This is a genomic window from Candidatus Dormiibacterota bacterium, assembly GCA_035635555.1.
Classification (GTDB): domain Bacteria; phylum Acidobacteriota; class Polarisedimenticolia; order Gp22-AA2; family Gp22-AA2; genus Gp22-AA3.
Genome location: DASQAT010000016.1, coordinates 38,336 through 57,441 on the forward strand (window position 1 = coordinate 38,336; position 19,106 = coordinate 57,441).

Annotated in this window: 13 protein-coding genes; 11 read left to right on the forward strand and 2 right to left on the reverse strand. The window is 64.3% G+C overall.

From position 1 onward, the window contains the following. The first annotated feature begins 1 nt into the window (after window position 1). The 11 genes from VEW47_04475 to VEW47_04525 all read left to right on the forward strand — a co-directional run bounded on the left by VEW47_04475 (window position 2) and on the right by VEW47_04525 (window position 16,896). Window positions 2-1,822, forward strand: a complete 1,821-nt coding sequence (locus VEW47_04475) for an AAA family ATPase (protein ID HYS04428.1) — start codon at window positions 2-4, stop codon at window positions 1,820-1,822. A gap of 1 nt (window position 1,823) precedes the next feature. Beyond that, complete coding sequence (locus tag VEW47_04480; GenBank protein ID HYS04429.1) at window positions 1,824-3,227, forward strand: ATP-dependent helicase; 1,404 nt, start codon at window positions 1,824-1,826, stop codon at window positions 3,225-3,227. Beyond that, window positions 3,228-6,233 carry a DUF1156 domain-containing protein gene (locus VEW47_04485; protein ID HYS04430.1) on the forward strand — a complete coding sequence of 1,002 codons (3,006 nt, stop codon included), beginning with the start codon at window positions 3,228-3,230 and terminating at the stop codon, window positions 6,231-6,233. A gap of 3 nt (window positions 6,234-6,236) precedes the next feature. Next, the gene (locus tag VEW47_04490; protein ID HYS04431.1) at window positions 6,237-7,484 is read left to right on the forward strand and encodes an AAA family ATPase; all 1,248 of its coding nucleotides are present in this window, start codon (window positions 6,237-6,239) and stop codon (window positions 7,482-7,484) included. Further along, the gene (locus tag VEW47_04495; protein HYS04432.1) at window positions 7,481-8,119 is read left to right on the forward strand and encodes a DUF4276 family protein; all 639 of its coding nucleotides are present in this window, start codon (window positions 7,481-7,483) and stop codon (window positions 8,117-8,119) included. Before VEW47_04490 ends, VEW47_04495 begins: the two co-directional genes overlap by 4 nt. Then, entirely contained in the window at window positions 8,119-10,881 is a 2,763-nt protein-coding gene (locus VEW47_04500; protein HYS04433.1) for a DUF499 domain-containing protein, read from the forward strand. Before VEW47_04495 ends, VEW47_04500 begins: the two co-directional genes overlap by 1 nt. A 40-nt stretch (window positions 10,882-10,921) precedes the next feature. Continuing rightward, window positions 10,922-12,223 (forward strand): DUF262 domain-containing protein, encoded by a 1,302-nt coding sequence (locus tag VEW47_04505; GenBank protein ID HYS04434.1) that lies wholly within the window; start codon window positions 10,922-10,924, stop codon window positions 12,221-12,223. Window positions 12,224-12,266: 43 nt separating this feature from the next. After that, on the forward strand, window positions 12,267-13,121 hold the full coding sequence (locus tag VEW47_04510; GenBank protein HYS04435.1) for a hypothetical protein: 855 nt from the start codon (window positions 12,267-12,269) through the stop codon (window positions 13,119-13,121). Between the two features lie 198 nt (window positions 13,122-13,319). Beyond that, window positions 13,320-13,583 (forward strand): type II toxin-antitoxin system prevent-host-death family antitoxin, encoded by a 264-nt coding sequence (locus VEW47_04515; protein ID HYS04436.1) that lies wholly within the window; start codon window positions 13,320-13,322, stop codon window positions 13,581-13,583. After that, window positions 13,580-13,996 (forward strand): PIN domain-containing protein, encoded by a 417-nt coding sequence (locus VEW47_04520; GenBank protein ID HYS04437.1) that lies wholly within the window; start codon window positions 13,580-13,582, stop codon window positions 13,994-13,996. The genes VEW47_04515 and VEW47_04520 overlap by 4 nt, the downstream gene beginning before the upstream one ends. Window positions 13,997-14,013: 17 nt before the next feature. Beyond that, window positions 14,014-16,896, forward strand: coding sequence for a CHAT domain-containing protein (locus VEW47_04525; GenBank protein ID HYS04438.1), 2,883 nt, complete (start codon window positions 14,014-14,016; stop codon window positions 16,894-16,896). Here VEW47_04525 and VEW47_04530 read toward each other — a convergent pair. Together VEW47_04530 and VEW47_04535 are read right to left on the reverse strand one after the other, a co-directional pair. Further along, window positions 16,830-17,753 carry a hypothetical protein gene (locus tag VEW47_04530; GenBank protein HYS04439.1) on the reverse strand — a complete coding sequence of 308 codons (924 nt, stop codon included), beginning with the start codon at window positions 17,751-17,753 and terminating at the stop codon, window positions 16,830-16,832. The genes VEW47_04525 and VEW47_04530 overlap by 67 nt on opposite strands. Further along, the gene (locus VEW47_04535) at window positions 17,750-19,093 is read right to left on the reverse strand and encodes a CHASE2 domain-containing protein (protein ID HYS04440.1); all 1,344 of its coding nucleotides are present in this window, start codon (window positions 19,091-19,093) and stop codon (window positions 17,750-17,752) included. The genes VEW47_04530 and VEW47_04535 overlap by 4 nt, the downstream gene beginning before the upstream one ends. Window positions 19,094-19,106: the final 13 nt, after the last annotated feature.

Below are 19,106 nucleotides of genomic sequence, written 5' to 3' on the forward strand. Positions count from 1 at the left end.
GATGCGCATATCTCAGATTGAGATACGAAACTTCAGGGGCATCCGGCACGGGCGTATTACGTTGCCCGCTCATGCCGTCCTCCTGGGCGCGAACAACTCGGGCAAGACCACAATCGTCGAATCGCTCGCCCTCCTCTTCGGCCGGGAACGCATGGTCCGGCCGGTGTCCGACTGGGACTTCTATGGCGGGGCACCTAAACCGGACTCGCGGTTTCATATCATCGCAACCATAACCGGCTTCCCATCTGACGATGCCAAGATGTTACCGGGGTGGTTCGTTGGGGAACACGCTGCCCGGCCAGTATGGTGGCACGATGATATGGAAGCTGTTTCCTTTGAGTCAGACCCTCCCGACGGCGCGCGACTCGCCGCTCAGGTGGCTCTGACCGGGCGGTATGACGACGAGACGTGCGAGTTCGAGCTGGCCAGGTATTTCTATGACGGGGAGTGCGATCCGTTCACCGATGGCTACAATCCAGTATCCGCCCAGGTCGTGCGAGACGTCGGCTTGTTTCTTCTCTCCAGCAACCGGGAATGGGACAGGCTCCTGTCCTTCGGTTCCTCCACGTTGCTGAAGGTTCTCCGAGAATACGACGCGCTCCCTGGTAAGGCCCTGGAGGAATTGAAGGCGCAACTCCGAACAGGTGTCGTGAAGATCGAGGAGGCGTCACCGCTTTGTGACATTCTTGATGCCTCCGCACGGGAACTTCAGTCGTTCCTTCTCATCCAGCCAACCGGCAAGCTGGTCTACAGGCCGACGTCTTTGGATGCCGTTTCGGTCCTACAAAGCCTCGTGGCCCACGTGTCGGAATCGGACGACCTGCTCGTGCCTGTTTCGCGGCAAGGCGCAGGCATGATCTCACTCCAGGCGTTTCTCTTGCTTCTGGCTTTTGCGGAACAGCGAAGGACGAAAGACAGGAACTTCATCCTCGCAGCGGAGGAGCCGGAGCTTCACCTGCATCCGTCTTTACACCAACGGTTGGTGCATCGAATTCGGGCCTCCAGCGTTCAGTCCATCGTTACCACGCAGTCCCCGCATGTTGCGGCAGGCTATCAGCCCTCCGAGGTCATCTTCGTTAAGAACCTGCGCGGTGAATTGACGGCCGCGCCGGTCAGGAAGGAAGCGATACGGGATATTGGCAGCAAAAGCGTAAGGAAGCTCTACCTGGCCCACCGCGGCGCCTTCTATGAAGCACTAATGGGCGGGGTGATCCTCGTACCCGAGGGGATGTACGACTTTGAATGGCTCAGCCTTTGGCAGCGGCTTGCCCAGTCCTCGCCGGATTCTGCGATGTTCTTCCGCCTCAGGCCTATCACGATCCTGCCGACTAGCGACGCTGCACTTGTGGAGAGCTTCAAGGAGCTCAGCAAGTTCAGGCTAGATGCGATCCCGGTTGTTGACGGGGATACAGCCGGTACCGGATATCTGAACCAGTTGATCTCCGCGACCCCTTCGCCGTTAAAGCTCGTTCGTTACGGCGACGGCGCAGCCACGGAGTGTCTCGCGGCTTGGATTCTTGAACCAGCGCTCGCTGCACCAGGAAGCGCCCTGGGCACACTCCTGCCCAGTCCCGCCAACCGGACCTTGCGCGGTTTGCAGGACGCCCTTGTCGACGCCACTACCAAAAAGGACCGCGAGCTTCGGGAGAATCTGGTGTGGGAATCGCTTCCCACTCTGGGATGCTGCAACAGGGCGGGCGAGTTCTTCCATGATCTTGCCGCGATAGCCTTCGGAGAACAGCCGAAGAACTCCGGGTGGACCATTGATACAAAGCCGAGCGGGACCAAGGTCTTCGCCGCCAGCCATATCAGGAGGGCCTGACATGGGGCAAGTGGCGGTCGTTATCGGCCAGGCGGGGACGGGGAAGACCACATGGCTCATGGGCAGGGCCAAGGAGTTGGCGCCAGGGCTTGTCGCTGCTGAGCACCAGCGAATGCTCGTCATTACTTACATGCACGGTGCCAGGCGCAGGCTGGAGCACAAGCTCAAGGACGCCGGCCGGACGATCCCCTACTCAATTGCAACCATTGACGGGTTCGCGTTGTCCATCGTCAACCGCTGGCGAACTGCCCTGGGACACACGACACCAGTCGCAGCGGTGCCGGGGGATGTGGACTTCGCCGACGGTGTGCTCGGCATCGAGGCCGATTTCGGAAGAGTTGTCGGCAGCGCGGCTCGGCTGCTTCAGAGCCAGACCGTCGGCGGGATCATCGGCGCAACCTACCCCCTTATCCTCATAGACGAGTTCCAGGACTGCCACGGACCACGACTGGAGTTCGTCGCCGCCTTGTCAAAGCAAGGCTCTGTTCTGCTCGCTGCGGACGAGTTCCAACTCCTTGACTCCACGGTTCCGGGCTGCCCGGCGGTCGAATGGGCAAGGACGCAGACAGCCACCGGGGTGGGGACCATCGAGGAACTCACGACCTGCCATCGGACCTCGGTTACGGGCATCTTGGCCGCCGCGCGATGCCTTCGGGACAACACCCCCGCAACCGGACGGACTATTCCCGTCGTGTGTTGTCTCAATCATGGACCTGCGGCGTGGAAGATCATCGAGCGGTTGGTGTGTTGCGCACCCTCTGACCGGTGGACGGGAACGTGCGCATTGATCTGTCCGAGCCACGATCCCGTGTTGGAAAAGGTCCTGGAATCCTGCACAACCCAGCTTCGGAAGAAGAACCTCGCCCCGATCCGGTGGCAAGTAGAGCGCTCCGCTGAGGAAGAGCAAGGTCGTACTGCCACCAGTCTCGGACTGGCGACGGCCACGCCTGACTCGGATGGCAGTTGGCAAACGCCTTCTGGGCCGCTTGATGGGGTTGCCACGAACGTCCTGAATCGCGTTCAGCGTTTTGCGCGGCTCCGAGGCATCGACGTCATCCCGCACAGGCTCGTGGCTCGGCACGTGGATATGACCGTTCACCAGCAACGGGCCTACTGGTCGCCCTCATCGAGCAGAACGGTGACCACGGTACATGGCGCAAAGAACCGGGAGTTCGACAACGTCTTCGTCTTGTGGCCCTACAAGGTTCCCTCGGACGTCGCTCAGCGAAGACGTCTGCTCTACAATGCGGTCACTCGCAGTAGACGAAATTGCATGGTGTTGGTCCATGGCGACGAGAATAGGGCCCGCACTGACCCCGTGCTGGCTCTGCTCGGGCTACCTGAACCTGCCTTCAAGCCAAATCGCACGTTGAGGGAACGAACGACGATGAGGACTGGAAGATAGATGATCGCCAAGGACTGCAAGCGCCTGGCGGAGGTGGACTTCCCGATCGCCGAGGTGTCGCGGCACGCAGCGCGGGAGAAGTCGATCCGGCACGGGCATCCGAGCACGCTGCACCTGTGGTGGGCGCGGCGGCCGCTCGCATCGAGCCGGGCTGTGCTGCTCGCGCTACTGTGGCCGGACCCGTGTGATCCGCTGTGCCCGACGGAGTTCAAGGCGAAGGCGCGGAAGCTCTTGCCACAGGTGGGCGGCTGCAATCCGGGCACCACGGACCAGGATCTGCGCAAGGCGCTGCTCAAGTTCATCGCAGACTTCGCGAACTGGGATAACGCGGCGCAACGCACCTATCTCGAGGTGAGCCGGGCGCTGGTGAAGGCGGCGCACGGCGAGGAGCCGCCGCTGGTCGTGGACCCATTCGCGGGGGGCGGCTCGATCCCGCTCGAGGCGCTGCGGCTCGGGTGCGAGGCGTTCGCGAGCGACCTGAACCCCGTCGCCTGCCTGATCCTCAAGGTGATGCTCGAGGACATCCCGCGCCACGGCCCGAAGCTCGCGGAGGATCTGCGCCGCTCCGGGGCGGAGATCAAGCGGCAGGCGGAGAAGGATCTGGCCGACCTCTATCCGAAGGACCCGGACAGCGCGACGCCGATCGCCTACCTTTGGGCGCGGACCGTGCGCTGCGAGTCGCCGCACTGCGGTGCGGAGATCCCACTCGCGCGTTCGCTCTGGCTCTGCAAGAAGGCGAATCGCAGGCGGGCGCTCAAGCATCGCGTCGTTCGGCCCGCGGGCGAGCCGCCGCGCGTCGAGTTCGAGGTCTTCGAGCCGAAGGCGGAGAAAGACGTGCTCGGCGGCACGGTGACGCGGGCGAAGGCCACTTGCCTTGCCTGCGGTGCGGTGCTCCCGCCCGAGCGCGTGAGGGCGCAGCTCGCGGCGGAGCGTGGCGGCGCCGATGTAATCTTCGACGCGAAGAGCCGGCGTACGGGCGGGGCGCGGATGCTGACTGTCGTCACGCTCAAGGCCGACGAGCAGGGCCGGCACTACCGTCTGCCCGCCGAGCGCGACTACGGGGCCGTCCGGAAGGCGCAAGAGCGCCTCGCGGCGATCCTTGGTGAGTGGGAGCGTGGTGGGAAGGAGGGCCTCTGTCCGGTGCCGAATGAGCCGCTGCCGCCGATCGGGACGTTGGGCTTTCGCGTGCAGCGGTACGGCATGCTCCAGTGGGGGGATCTTTTCACGGCGCGGCAGAAGGTGGCGCTCGTGACGCTGGCGCTGCGGATGGCCCGAGAGGACGGAGACGTTGTTGAGGCAATGGCGTCTTCTCTTTCGAGACTTGCGGACAAGAACGCATCGCTCGCCGTGTGGAATCGGATCGGCGAGAAGATTGAGCACGTCTTCGGGCGTCAGGCGCTCCCAATCGTCTGGGACTTCGCAGAGGTGCCGATATTCTCGAGCTCCACCGGTAATTTCGGCAGCGGTGTCGATCTAGTCCGAAAGGTGTTAGAGGTTTGGCCTGGCTCTCTTGCGGGGCAAGTTCAACTCGCTGACGCTACCGATCACCCACTCCCCGACCAGACCGCAACCGTCTGGTTCACCGACCCGCCCTATTACGATGCGGTCCCGTACGCCGACCTCTCGGACTTCTTCCTCGTCTGGCTGAAGCGCGCGCTACCGGGACGAGCAGTCTTGCGGGATCCGTTCGATCCGGCGAACCCACTTTCGCCCAAACGGCGCGAGGCCGTGCAGGACGAGACGAAACGAGACAACGGTCGGCCGAAGGACCGCGCGTGGTTCGAGGAGACGATGGCCCGTGCCTTCGCCGAGGGCCGACGGGTACTGCGAGAGGACGGCGTGGGCTCCGTGGTTTTTGCCCACAAGACGACAGAAGGCTGGGAAGCTCTCCTCTCCGGGATGATTCGGGGCGGCTGGACGATTACCGGCTCGTGGCCCATCGCCACGGAGCGCCCCGGGCGACTGCGCGCACAGGAGTCTGCCGCCCTCGCCACCAGCGTCCACCTCATCTGCCGCCCCCGCCCCGTGGATGCCGGCGTCGGTGACTGGGCCGACGTGCTGCGCAAACTGCCGACCCGCGTCGCCGACTGGATGGAACGCCTTCAGGGCGAAGGGGTCCGCGGCGCCGACCTCGTCTTCGCCTGCATCGGGCCGGCGCTCGAGATCTTCAGCCGCTATACGAGGGTCGAGACCGCCGACGGTCGCGAGGTGGCACTCGCCGAGTACCTGGAGAAGGTCTGGGAGGTCGTTGGCCGTAGCGCCCTCGCACAAGTGCTCGGCACCGCCGAGGCCAAGACCCGCAACGGCGCCGCCGGAGCCGTCGAGGAGGACGCGCGGCTCACGGCGCTCTTCCTGTGGACGCTCCAGAGCACGGATGGCGAGACGGCGGACGACGCAAACGACGAGGGCGAGGACGAGGAACCGTCCGACGAACACGACGAAGAAGAGGGCTCCTCCGGCGGCAAGGCCAAGGGCTTCACGCTTGTCTTCGACGTCGTGCGCCGCTTCGCGCAGCCACTCGGCATCGAGCTCCCCAAGTGGGAAGGCCGGGTTATCGAGACGAAGAAGGGCGTCGTGCGCCTGCTGCCGATCGCCGAGCGGGCGAAGCAGCTCTTCGGCGAGGACGGCGCGCAGGCCGTTGCTGCGCGGCTCGAGCAAGAGTCGACGACGCCCAACCCGCTCCAGGGGATGCTGTTCCCTGACATCCAGGCCGGTGCGGCTCCCACGATCCGCGGGCGTGGCCGAGGCCGCGGGAAGGGAGCTGGCGTCGACGTGTCGGACGAGAGCCTGGCCGCCGCCCGCGAGGCCACGACCCTCGACCGTGTCCATGCAGCGATGCTCCTCCAGGCCGGCGGCCGCACCAACGCACTGCGCGCCTTGCTCAAGGCCGAGCAGGAGCGCGGTCCCGATTTCCTACGCCTGGCGAACGCGCTCTCGGCTCTCTACCCGAAGGGCAGCGAAGAGAAGCGTTTGCTCGATGCTATGCTGCTGGTGGTGCCGAGGTGAATGATGAACACGACCATCAAGACTCTGATCGTTAAACGATTCCGCAGCCTCCCCTCGGCCCGGATCGATCTCGACAACCCGACCTTTCTGGTCGGGAGGAACGGCTCGGGCAAGAGCAATCTTGTGGATGTGTTCGCCTTTCTCTCCGAGGCTATGTCCCTCCCTTTGCGGGCGGTCTTCGATCGGCGCGGCGGCATCGCCGCCGTCCGGAACAAGACCTCTGGCAAGAGCTTTCCGCCAAATCTCGGGCTGGCGGTGGTTTTCGGGGCGCTCGATGGAACTGCCACAACGGGACGGTACGCGTTCGAAGTCAAGGCTCTTCCGGATTATGGGTTCGAGGTAGACCGCGAGCAGTGCCTGATCCACTCTCGAGATGGGGGGCGGGAGTGGTTCGAGCGTCAGGGCAAGAAGTTCTCGTCGAGCGCGGAGGGACTTCGCCCTCGCATAGACCCGTCAGCCCTTGCTCTACCGGTCGTCGGGGGTCACGCTGGTTTTGCCCCCGTCCTGCGAGCCTTGAGCGCGCTCCGCGTCTATTCCATCGAGCCGCAGAAGCTGCGGGAGATGCAGGACCCTGACAGCGGGGTGACTTTGAAGCCCGATGGAAGCAATGCCGGCAGCGTGCTGAAGGAGATCGAGCGACAGTCGCCGGAGGACGCGGCCCGGATCTGCGAGATTCTGGCATTAATCGTTCCGAACACGAAAAGCGTGCACGCCAAGAAGCACGGCAACAAGCTGTCTCTCGAGTTCACGCAGGAGTGGGAACAAGGCTCGCACTCGAGAAGAAACATTAGTGTTGGAGAGCCCAAGACGGGAAGCCAGACGAAGATGCTCCGCTTCGAGGCTTTCAATATGTCCGATGGAACTCTGCGAGCCCTGGGGCTTCTTGCCGCAGTCTTTCAGAGGCCCTCCCCCGCGCTTCTAGCGATCGAGGAACCCGAAGCGACAATTCATCCCGGCGCGCTCGGAGCCGTGCTCGATCTCTTGAAGGGGGCAACGAGGCGAATGCAAGTTGTTATCACGACGCACAGCCCCGATGTTCTGGACCAAAAGTGGATCCGCGACAGCCAGATCCGGGTGGTCGACTGGAGCGAGGGAGCCACTCGTGTTGCCGCCCTCTCCGATGCTTCCCGCCGGGCCATCCAGGAACATCTGATGGGCGCCGGAGAGCTTCTTCGCTCGAACGCACTGGATCCCCAGCCCTTGTTCGACGAAGCGATCTCGCAGCAAGAGTTGTTCGAGAGAGTTGAATGACCATTCAACCGATCGTGGAGGGCGATGGTGAGATGGAGGCGGTGCCGGCACTTCTCCGGCGCTTGCTTGCTGAAGGAGCAGTGACAGGAGTACAAGTTGGCAAACCGATCAAGCGGCCGAGAAACCAGCTCGTCAGAGAGGAAGTGCTGACGAGGATGGTCCGGTTCGCTCTGCTCAGGCCCGAATGCGGTGCTGTTCTGATCATCCTCGACGGGAACTCTGACTGTCCCAAGACACTTGGTCCCGTTTTGCAGGGCTGGGCAGAGGCCGCCGCAGGGAGAGTCCCCTGTGCAGTGGTCCTGGCGCACCGGGAGTACGAGGCTTGGTTTCTTGCTTCTCTGGAGTCATTGCGCGGCATCCGGGGTATTCGGCGCGAGGCAGAGGCACATCCCGATCCAGAAGAGCCCAGGGACGCTAAGGGAGAACTCGAAATATGCATGGAACCCAGTAGAGCCTACCATCCGACCGTTGACCAACCAGCGTTGACCGCGTTGTTTGACATGGCGCAAGCGTACAGTCGGTCGAGGAGCTTTCGTCGAATGGTTCGGGCCGTCGAGCTCCTCCTGAGAGCGGCAAGTATCCCAATACCCATATGGCCACCGCCGGGCTGGCTGCCTCATGTAGAGGGCATCTAATGGAACCCTGGTACAAGGTTGCCACCCCTCGCAAGGAAGTCCGCGAAGGCCGCTCGTTCAACCCGGACGAGTTCGCCATCGCCCTCGAGCAGATCGTGGCCGGGACGGCGCCGGTGGACTATCGCGATCCCGAGCAATTCTTTGCCCGCACCTGCTTCACGCGGGCGCTGCGCGAGCATGCCGGCATGGTGTTGCGCCGGCTCTCGGGCAAGACCGAGAACACCGCACCGGTCCTCACGCTCATCACCCAGTTCGGCGGCGGCAAGACGCACACGCTCACCGCTCTCTACCATCTCGCCAAGAATGGGAAGAAGGCAGGCGGGTTCACTGGCGTCGCTGCCCTGTTGCGGGAGGCCGCGCTCTCCTCGGTCCCGGAGGCACGGGTCGCCGTCTTCGTGGGCAATGCCTGGGACCCGCAGCCTGGCCGCGAGACGCCGTGGATCGACATCGCCCGCCAGCTCTCGGGTGACAAGGGCGTCGAGGCGCTCGGCCCGGCGGCACGGACCACACCACCCGGAACCGAGGCGATCGCACGAGTCTTCCAAGCGGCCGGCGCGCCGGTGCTCCTGCTCTTCGACGAGGTGCTCAACTTCCTGAACCGCCACCGGGCAAGCGCCGATTCGTTCCACGCCTTCATCCAGAACCTGACTGTCGCCACGACCGGCACCACGCACGGCGCGACGGTGATCAGCCTCCCCCGCAGCCAGGTCGAGATGACCGACTGGGACATGGAGTGGCAGGACCGGATCTCCAAAGTCGTGCGGCGCGTCGCCAAGGATCTGATCGCAAACGACGAGACCGAGATCAGCGAGGTCGTCCGGCGCCGTCTTTTCGAGGACCTGGGGAGAGAGAAGATCCGCAAAAGCGTCGCGTGGGCCTTCGGCGACTGGTGTTTCGAGCGGCGCGCCCAGCTCCCACCGGAGTGGACCGCGGTGGACTCCGCCGCGACCGAGGCCAAGGCGCGCGAGTATCTGCGCGGCCGTTTCGAGGCCTGCTACCCGTTTCATCCGGCGACGCTATCGGTCTTCCAGCGCAAGTGGCAGGCGCTGCCGCAGTACCAGCAAACGCGCGGCACGCTGGCGATGCTGGCCCAGTGGATCTCGATCGCCGCTCAGGACGCCTTCCGCAAGGCGCGCACCGAACCGCTCCTCACGCTCGGGTCGGCGCCGCTCTCCGAACCCGGGTTCCGAAGTGTGGTGCTGGGCCAGCTCGGTGAGTCGCGGCTTGTCGCGGCGATCGACACCGACATCGCCGGTGAGCAGGCGCACAGCAAGGCGCTCGACGCTGACACCAAAGGACCGCTGCGAGAGATCCACCGGCGCGTCGGCACCGCGATCCTCTTCGAGTCGTCGGGCGGGCAGACCGACAAGGTCGCGCACCTTCCCGAGCTGCGCTTTGCCCTCGGCGAGCCCGAGCTCGACACAACATCCATCGATAATGCCGCCCTCGCACTGGAGGGCCGGTCTTATTTCATCCGCAAGGCAGGCTCGGACGGCTTCCGCATGGGCTACCAGCCCACGATGAAGAAGGTGGTGAGCGACCGGCGCGCGTCGCTCGACGAGGAGACCGAAGTCAAGCCCACCCTACGCAAGCTCGTCGAGGACGAGTTCCGGCGCGGGGCGAGCATCCCCGTCGTGCCCTTCCCGCACGATGGGGCCGAGATCCCGGACACGCCGAGACTCACGCTGGTGGTGGCCGATCCCGAGGTGGAGTGGTCCGGCGGCGGCTCGCAGCGCGCGCAGATCGCCGAGTGGACCCGCCAGCGTGGCAAGTCCCCGCGGCTCTACCCGGGCGCGCTCGTCTGGTGCCTAAAGAAGCCGGGCCGCGACCTGCGCGAGAAAGTCGAGATCTGTCTTGCATGGAGGCGGGTGGCGCGGGAGGTCGCCGAGGGGACGCTCGGCGGTGAGTTCGACAAGAGCGATCGGGCAGAGCTCCAGTCCAGGGTGAAGGAGTCCGAGGAGGCCGCCAAAGATGGAGTCTGGGGCGATTATCGCTACGCAGTCCTCGCGGACGGTCACGAGGATGAGGGACTAAAAGTGATCGACCTTGGCGCAGGCCACTCTTCAAGCGGTGAAACCCTATGTGGTCGTGTCATTCTCGCCCTTAAGTCTGGAGCGCTCCTCAATGAGTCCGTCGGCGCCAGCTACATCGAGCGCAACTGGCCGCCTGCCTTGAAGGATTCCGGGGCGTGGCCACTCGCGAGCCTGCGGCAGAGCTTCCTCAATGGCTCGCTCACGAGGCTGGTCGATCCGGATGCGGTCCTAAAAACCAAGGTCGTCGAGTTCGTCATCCGGGGTGACTTCGGACTCGCGTCGGGTCCGAAACCCACCGGGACTTACGAGAGGATGTGGTTCCAGGAGATGGTATCGCCCGACGAGGTTGCCTTCGAGTCCGACGTATACTTGCTGAGAAAGGCCTCGGCGGAGGCGCTCGTATCGGGTGCTCCACCCCAGCCCGTGTCAGGACCGAGTCCCCAGCCTGGTCCCGAACCGATTCCCGTGCCCCTGCGCGGCCCGACGACGGGACCAGACACAGGGCCCGTCGTGCAGACCAGGACACTTCGACTTGTGGGCACCGTTCCTTCAGAGATATGGAACCGCCTCGGAACGAAGATCCTCCCGAAACTGCGCTCCGGGTCAGATCTCAAGATCGGTTTGGACTTTTCAGTGACAGTGAAGGCAGACGGAGCAGGGAGCCTCGCAGCAGAGCTCCGGCAGATACTTCAGGAACTCGGGCTTTCTGAAGTCGTACGGGTAGAATGAAGCCCAACTATAAGCCGGATAGCCAGGAGGTGCGTTTTCTATGAGTCTTGTACCAACATTCGGCGAGCACACCATTAACGAGCTTACCCTAATGTTTCGGAGCCGCCAGATCAACCTGGAGCCAGGTTTCCAGCGTCGATCCGTCTGGACGCTGACCGATAGAAGACGACTGATCGAATCGATCGTCGGCGGTTACCCAGTGCCGAGCGTTTTCCTTTATCGTCGCGACCGCAACGGAGGTCCCGTTTACGACGTGATTGACGGGAAGCAACGGCTCGAGACCATATTCATGTTTACCAAAGTCGGACGGTTCAAACGCGACTGGTTCGAGGTGAAACTCGATCTCGGGAACGGACGTGACTGGTACGACTGGTCCACACTCAAGCGATCGTTCAGCGAACAACAAGCTGCCTTGGTGTCCTACAAGCTCCAGACGGTCGAAGTCACGGGCGAGCTAAACCAAATCATCGACCTTTTCGTTAAGATCAACTCCACGGGGAAGCGATTGACGTCCGGAGAGAGGCGACACGCCAAGTATTACACGAGTCCCTTTCTTCGGGAGGCTGATCGATTGGTAATACGCTTCCGCCGTTACTTAGAGGACACCCGAATTCTTTCAGCAGCCCAGATCGACCGAATGAAGGGAACCGAGCTCTTTGCCGAGCTCCTCATGTCGATCAACAACGGCGGCCCAATCAACAAGAAGACGTCGCTTGACCGCGCAATTGGTAACGACACCGTTAATGCCCATACGCTAGGGAAGCTGTCCAGAGAATTCACGCGCAGCATGAACCTCGTTCGGCGGATGTTCCCAAACCTCAAGCAAGTCCGCTTCAGGAACAGCGCTGAATTCTACTCGCTTATCCTTCTTATTTGGGAGATGGAGCAAGCCGGTTTTATCTTGACAGAACGTCGGCGCAATCGTATTGCCTTCGAGTTGCTCAAGCGACTCTCAACAGGAGTGGACGAGCTGCGCGATCAACTTCGAAGGGCCAAGCCGGCCCGCACCGGCCAGCGGATTTTTTCCGACTATCTCCTTACCGTCCAAGGCGACACGGACAGCAGTGCCAATCGCGAACGGCGAAGGGAAATTCTTAAGGGCCTTCTTTGGACTCTCTTCGAGCGCAAAGACGCCAACAGGACTTTCTCTCCCGAGCAACGGCGCATTATCTGGCACAACGACGAGAAGAAGAAGTGTGTTCGATGCGGCAAGTACCTGACATGGCGTGAGTTCACCGTAGACCACGTCAAGGCGTGGGCCAGGGGTGGGCAGACCAGTCTAAGGAACGCAAATCCCATGCACCGCGGGTGCAATAGCAGCAAGGGTGCCAGAGCAGCGTAGTCGGTTCGCGCCGATCCGGGCGGAGCGCCATGGGGACGAGGCGGTGGCCATCGGCGCTTCGCAGGACTTCGACCCGGTCGGTGGGATCTCGCGCGGCGTCTACTGGGTGATCCGCTCGCACGACGGCGGCCGGACGTGGGGCACGCCGATCTACACGGGGCTGCGCATCCAGTCCCCCTACGTGGTAAGGCGTCTGTCGAACGCTCCCCTCCTGGCCGACGACCATCTTCAAGTCGAGGTGAAGGTCGAGGAGCTGGACGCGTCCTCCATCACCTTCCCGCCCATCGGCCTGCGTGCGAAGCGCGTGCAGGACGGGCTGCTGCTGCAGATTCCCTTCGCGGAGCTCGAGCGCGACAGCGACGCCGACGGCCTGACCGACCTCGCCGAAGAGAGGCTCGTCACCGACCCGCTGAATCCCGACACCGACGCGGACGGCCTGCTCGACGGGAACGATTCGCTCCCTCAAGTGATCTGGACCGCGGTGATGGACGACCGCGCCAGGGCGCTCGGCGCCGTCCTCAACCGGATCTCCGGCATGAAGTCGATGGCCATCATCCACGAGATCCCGGCGCCCGGAGACACGCTGGACGACCTCATGGCCCGCGCGCGGCGGGCCACGCTGACCGACGAGCGGACGACCTTCCTGGTCGCCGACCGGCGGGACTTCCGCTCGCTCGTCACCTCGATGCGCGCGGTCGTCCTGATCGCCGACGAGCTCGCCCTGGCCGAGAAGAAGTTCGGCCCGATCTTCGCCTGCCGCCTTCCCCTGTTCGTCCTCGACCACGAGCAGCGCCGCGGCTTCGTCGTCTGGGACGCCTCCTGGGTCGGCGGCTCGCTGCGGCTGCGCCGCACGGGCTCGGAGTGGGAGCTCGAGACGGTGGGCGACTGGATCACCTAGAGACAGCCGCCCTCATTCGCGGCGCTGCGCCAGGTGAGTCGATTCCGCTCCTTGAGCGACCGTCGTGTGGAGTAAGCCATCGCTTCGAGGTGCCCGGCCGCACGGGCGTCGCGAAGCGGCCAAGTCTAGTTCCTTTCACTCCCTCTGTTCCTTTCACTCCCTCTTGACCTCGTGACCAGATGTGACTATCTTGTGGTCATGAAGAAGGTCAAGATTGCCGCCCTCAAGGCGCGCCTGAGCGAGCACTTGCGCCAAGTCCGGCGCGGCGAGACCTACACGGTAATGGATCGCGAGACTCCCGTCGCGCGACTGCTGCCCTACGGCGCCGAGTCCGAGCCGCTGAGGGTCCGCAAGCCCTTGCGGCATGTTCCCACGCTTCAGGACGTCCGGCTGCCTCCCCCGCTGAAGCTCGACGTCGACGCCGTTGCTCTCCTCCTCGAGGAAAGACAGGTCGATCGTTGATCGCCTACCTCGACTCGTCCGTGCTCCTGCGGGTCGTGCTGGGGCAGAAGGGCAAGTTCAAGGAATGGCGTGGCATCCGCGAAGGTGTCGCCAGCGCCCTCGTGGAGGTCGAGTGTCTGCGGACTCTCGATCGTCTCCGTCTGCGCGGTGCGATCTCCGACCACGAGCTGTCGAGGCGTCGCGAGGCGGTGTACCGGCTGCTCGAGGAGATCGAGGTCGTCGAGGCCACGCGCCCCATCCTGGCGCGGGCTTCATTACCCCTCCCCACGCCGATCGGGACGCTCGACGCCATCCACCTCGCCACGGCGATGCTGTGGCGTGAATCCTCCACCTCCGACCTGACGTTCGCAACGCATGACTCCGCGCTCGGCATCGCGGCGCGCGCCAGCGTCTTCAGAGTCGTGGGCACCTGAACGGAGCCCGCGCGACCGTGAGAGCAGGAATCCCTCTACTCAAGGGCGTCGCGACGTTCGTTCTGATGCTGTTCCTGGCGTACGGGACGGCCGAGCCGACGTGGATCGAGCAGGCGCAGGACGAGATGACGTGCACGATCGTTGCCACGGATGCGGAGCGTGCCGAGTTGGGGGCCGCGCTCATCCCGCGCCGGGCCGCGAGTGCTGTGGTGGCCTCCTACTTCCGCAACCCTCCAAAGGACGCGCACCAGGCGAAACTCCGGTACCTGACTTCGCTTGCGGCTCTGGCCTGGTCCGCCGACCGGACGAACGACCAGGCCCTTCGCACCCAGCTCTACCTGACGATCGGCATCTCGGCGCAGTCCGACCCGGATGCGCAGGGGCGTCTCCTCAGGCAGATCAGTCTGTGCGCGCGCACGTGGCTCATCAGCTCGGCGATCGAGAGCGGTGACCCGGCGGATGCCGTTCGTCTTGCCGATGACCTCGCTGCTCGTTATCGCGCCTCGCCAGCCGAAGCGTCGGTGGAAGACTGGCCTGTTATTCTTGCGATGCGCGAGCTGTCTCACGGTCCAGACACGGCTGCGGGGATCGACCATCTCATCGCCGTCGTCGCCGAGCGGGCGAAGGCGCTGGAGCCGGTCGACGGCGATCGGGCCAGCCGGCTCTACAGCGCGGCGGCCCGGGGGCTCCTCGTGCTCGGTAAGCCGGACCAGGCGAACGGTGCCGGAGCGCTTTCCATAAAGATCGCCGGCCCCGACGCAAAGCGTGAGGCGGCGTGGCGGGTCTATCCGGCCCTGTACGACGGTCTGGAGAAGCTGAGCGGTCGATCCGAGGCGGCCTCTCTGACCAAGGCCTTCCTCGAGCTCTACCCCCTGCCCTCGACGTTCATCGATACCGAAAACGAGTTTGCGGTGCGGCTGAGGCTCGCCTTTCGCGCGACGGGCGAGGGCCATCACGACGAGGCGACGCGACAATCGATCGCCGCGCGGGCTGCGGCGCTCGACGAGAAGCCGGTCCGGCACTCTATCCCGTTTCTGCGCCAGGCACTGGTGGAGTTCGACCGGCAGGATGACGATATCCCGGATCCGGTGAGTGGAAAGACGGGGACGCAGAGCTTCGATATCGTCGTTGCGAAGAGCCCCGCTATCGCGAAACGCTGGTACACGGGCACCTACCGCGGGCTCTACGACGAGGTGCTCGCGCAGGCGCAGAACATGTTCGTGTCCGACGCGCGTGAGCAGATCGTCGCGGCCGACAAGATCGACGGGCTGCTGGCCAATTACGCGCGTCTCTACCAGGCACTGCCCGAGTTCCGAGGCGAGATCCAGGATCGCAGCTTCCGGTTGACGCAGCTGCGGTCATACGGTCGCCTGACCCTGGCGACCGTCTCGGCCGCGCTGCAGACGGCGGCGATCGATCCCAAGCAACGCTTCGACGTGGAGAGGTTCTTCACGATGTCGACGCAGAACTCGGTCTGGCTCCGAAACATCTGGAACCAGCATCTGGCGGTGGCGCCCGGATCTCTGCCCAAGAACGAGGATATCTGGCACGCCTTCTTTGCCATGGATGTGTTCTTCAACGAGACGACTCAGGCCTTCGGTCAGTACGTGGCCTTCGTGCGTCGCGAAGCGCCCGCGCTCGACCTGTTGATCACCCCGCGGCCCATGGCGCTTCGAGAGTTTCAACAGCTGCTGCGTCCAGGAGAGGCGCTGATCGCGACATTGGTGGCGAAGGATGGTCTCTACGTCTGGGGACTGACTCGGAACACGTCGGCGATGAAGCGACAGCCGATCCGACCCGCCGAGGTGCGGCACCTCGTTCACGATCTGCGCCAGAGTCTCGTCGGGCAAGGCTCAGGCGGTCAGATCAAGGTCCCTCCGTTCGACGCCGCGGCCGCTTACGAGCTGTACAGGCTCACCTTCGGGTCGATGCCGGAGGTCCTCAAAGGCGCCACCCACGTCCTGTGGTACGGTCATGACTCGCTCGCCTCCGTCCCGCCGGCCATACTCGTGACGGAGAAGCCGAGTCTCGCGCGCATGACGACCGCCCGCCAATTCACCCAGACGCGATTTGTCGCGGATCTCTTCCCTGTCTCAGTTCTCGCGGACTTGTCCCTCTTGCGTCTGCATCGGCAAGCGCGGCCGCAGGGAATTCAATCGAAGGCATTCCTCGGGCTGGGGGCCCCGATGTTGTCGAAGGACGAGGAGCGGGAGGCCGCCGGCGGGCGCGTGTTCGATTTCTCCGGAGGGAATAACGGTAAGTCGCTGGCCGATCTGTCGACTCTCCCGGATGCGGCCGATGAGCTGCGCTCTCTGGCCACGACGCTGGGGGAAAGCCGCTCCACGATCTGGCTCGGGGCGGAGGCCAGCTTTCAGCATCTGAGGGACGCACGACCCTCGGACTACCAGATCATCGCGTTCGCGACGCACGGGTTCACCTCGACCGAGGTCCAGGGTGTCGACGAACCGACCCTGTTGCTCGCCCCACCGCCCGGGGCGAAGGACCCGCGCGAGGGACTCTTGACATCGCGACAGATCGCGGCCATGAAGCTCGACGCGGACCTCGTCATCCTGTCGGCGTGCAATTCGGCGACCAGCGACGGCCGCCCGAGCGCCGAGGCGTTCACGGGTCTCTCGCAGGCCTTCTTCACCGCCGGAGCGCGTGCGCTGATGGTGAGTCACTGGCCAGTGGCAACCGGCGCGGCCGCGGACCTGAGCGTAGGCCTGGCCCAGGGCCTCAAGCAGGATCGTCTTCCGCTCGCCCTGAGTCTGCAACGGGCCATCGCGAAGGTGAGGCAGCAGGGGCAGGACGACGATCTGCAGGCGCACCCGTTCTACTGGGGCCCCTTCGTCATCGTTGGCGACGGCGCTGTCGGTGTGTCGCTGCTCGACAACAAATAATCGGCGAGCCGGGCGGCGATTTTGTCCTTCCTGGCGAAGAGCGGGCGCAGGGTTTTTACGCTCTCGAGCCGCCACGCGCCCCCCTCTAGTTCCGACAGCCACACCGACCGGGCGATCACGTCCGCCGAGGTCCGGTCGGCCGCCAGCTCGCCCGGCACGGTCGGGCCGGCGGCGACGACCTCGAGGGCGTATGTCGCGCTGGTCCCGAAGCCATCCTGGATGCGCAGCGTGTAGGCGCCCGGCTCGAGGTTCAGCTCCCTGAACGTCTGCTGCCGTTTCGTCAAGCCTTCGGCGTGGCCGGCGACCGCCGCCCCGGACGAAAGCGAAACGGAGTAGGGGGGACACCCACCGAACCAACCGATCGCCAGAGTCTGGGTCCCTGCGCTGACTCGCGAATGCTCCCGCAGGATCGGAACCCGGATCGGTGCGCTCGCCTGCTTTGAATCGCAGTCTTCCGGCCCCCGCGAGACGGCGCTCGCCGCGATGTCGGCCTGTTTTCCGAGCAGTCCCGCGAGGCTGTGCAGGTAGAGCACTATGGCCCCCGGTCGTTGGCCCTCCGGCACGCGCCACTCCCCCGGCCCTTCGATTTCCTTTTGCGTCCCGTCCCACAGCTGAATCGTCACATGGCCGGCGACGCGCAGCTTCAGGAGGTCGTTCGCCTGCACGACCGTGCCCAGCCGGATCGGCGTCTCCGTGGTCGAACCCCGGTGGATGATCACGTGCGACGCGCGCGATGGCGCGTAGTCGACCACCAGACCGGCATCGGATCCTGCCGGGGCGGCGGCGGTCGAGGTCGGGACGCTGCAGACGATCGCCGCGGTGACGATGGACGAGAAGATGCTCTGGATGACGTTCATCGGCCCCGTTCCATTGCCTTCTTGCAGCACGCGCGCAGATGATCCGACAGAAATATCACGCATGACCAGTGTTTCCCCTCATCGTCACCGGCGGCGCACAGGACGCGCGTGATGACGATCACCGGCTCGTACATGACGAACAGCCAGATCGCGGACTCGATCGATCCGAACACCTCGTATCGGCCATATCCGCCGACCATGATCAGGATCCATCCAACGATCGTGAGCAAGGCCAGCAGGAAGGCCCAGAAAGAACGGAAGGTGTGGAATAGGAGCACGAATCCCCAGAACACCAGGAACACAAAAAGGCGGTGCACCCATTCGCCCGTCTCCGCCTGGGTCAACAGTATCGGCGCGAACCGCGCAGTATGCGCGAGGAGCTCCATGCCAGGCAGGTATCCCAGGGCTGTCCGCCAATAGTCGCCCGATCCGGAATGTGAGGCGCCGATTATGACGACTTGACCCTCGAGCGCGAAATATCCCCCTCCCTCCACGGCGTAGGAGGAGTTGAGAATTTGTCGAGCCGGGATGACCCGCGGCGTGCCGGTATCGGATATCACGCGCGCCTGGCCGATGATTCTTGGGCCGAGCACGACGAGGTGTTCAGGGGAGGATTGCGTCTCCAGCCCGCAGTCGCCACGGTGCGCAAGCAACCGAGGCCGTTGGGCTGCGCCGGGAGTTTGTGGCAGCATCGCGAGAATCCGCAAGGGTACGGCGGGGATCGTCACCGTGCCGGAGCCTGTGCACGCCTCCCACGATTCCCGCCAGCGGCGCACGGTACCGTCCTCGTCCGTCAGGTAGAGCGCGTGCCCCCACGAAATGCGCGGGTTGGCCGCGACGGCATCGTCGTACGGCGTGGGATCCATCTTGACCCGCAAGCGGACGGCATCGCCGGGGTCGGGTTCGACGTGCATCCCACGGACCAGGATGAGCGGCGCCGTCCCGCGATAGCTCTTGAGATACGCCTCGAGGCCCCGGTCGCTGCCCATACAGCTCAGGTCGATGTCGACGACGATGGCGGCGGGATGGCGTGCGGCGACGGACTGCACCAGGTCTCGGAGACGATCGCGCGGTGTGATGCAGGGCCGCCCCCAGGACGCGTAAAGAGCCTCGTCGATGTCAACGAGGGTCAGCGGCACGTCGCCGCCGTGACGCGGTATGATCCGGAGCGCGCTGCTGCCGCTCGCAAGTACCGCGTCCAGCGACACCGGCACCTCCGCCCGCAGTAATTCAAGGACACGCCGCAGGACGAGGAAGGAGTCCCCAAAGATAATGTAAAGGATCGAAAACACCGCGGCGATCAGGAGGGGCCTGTTGAGCGTCTTCGCGAGCGCCGACAATCGCCCCTTCCAA

What these genes read in the sequence shown, in the direction of transcription:
- VEW47_04475 (HYS04428.1), top strand. Translation starts at nt 2, where the DNA reads ATGCGCATATCTCAGATTGAGATACGAAACTTCAGGGGCATCCGGCAC.
- VEW47_04480 (HYS04429.1), top strand. Translation starts at nt 1,824, where the DNA reads ATGGGGCAAGTGGCGGTCGTTATCGGCCAGGCGGGGACGGGGAAGACC.
- VEW47_04485 (HYS04430.1), top strand. Translation starts at nt 3,228, where the DNA reads ATGATCGCCAAGGACTGCAAGCGCCTGGCGGAGGTGGACTTCCCGATC.
- VEW47_04490 (HYS04431.1), top strand. Translation starts at nt 6,237, where the DNA reads ATGAACACGACCATCAAGACTCTGATCGTTAAACGATTCCGCAGCCTC.
- VEW47_04495 (HYS04432.1), top strand. Translation starts at nt 7,481, where the DNA reads ATGACCATTCAACCGATCGTGGAGGGCGATGGTGAGATGGAGGCGGTG.
- VEW47_04500 (HYS04433.1), top strand. Translation starts at nt 8,119, where the DNA reads ATGGAACCCTGGTACAAGGTTGCCACCCCTCGCAAGGAAGTCCGCGAA.
- VEW47_04505 (HYS04434.1), top strand. Translation starts at nt 10,922, where the DNA reads ATGAGTCTTGTACCAACATTCGGCGAGCACACCATTAACGAGCTTACC.
- VEW47_04515 (HYS04436.1), top strand. Translation starts at nt 13,320, where the DNA reads ATGAAGAAGGTCAAGATTGCCGCCCTCAAGGCGCGCCTGAGCGAGCAC.
- VEW47_04530 (HYS04439.1), bottom strand. Translation starts at nt 17,753, where the DNA reads ATGAACGTCATCCAGAGCATCTTCTCGTCCATCGTCACCGCGGCGATC.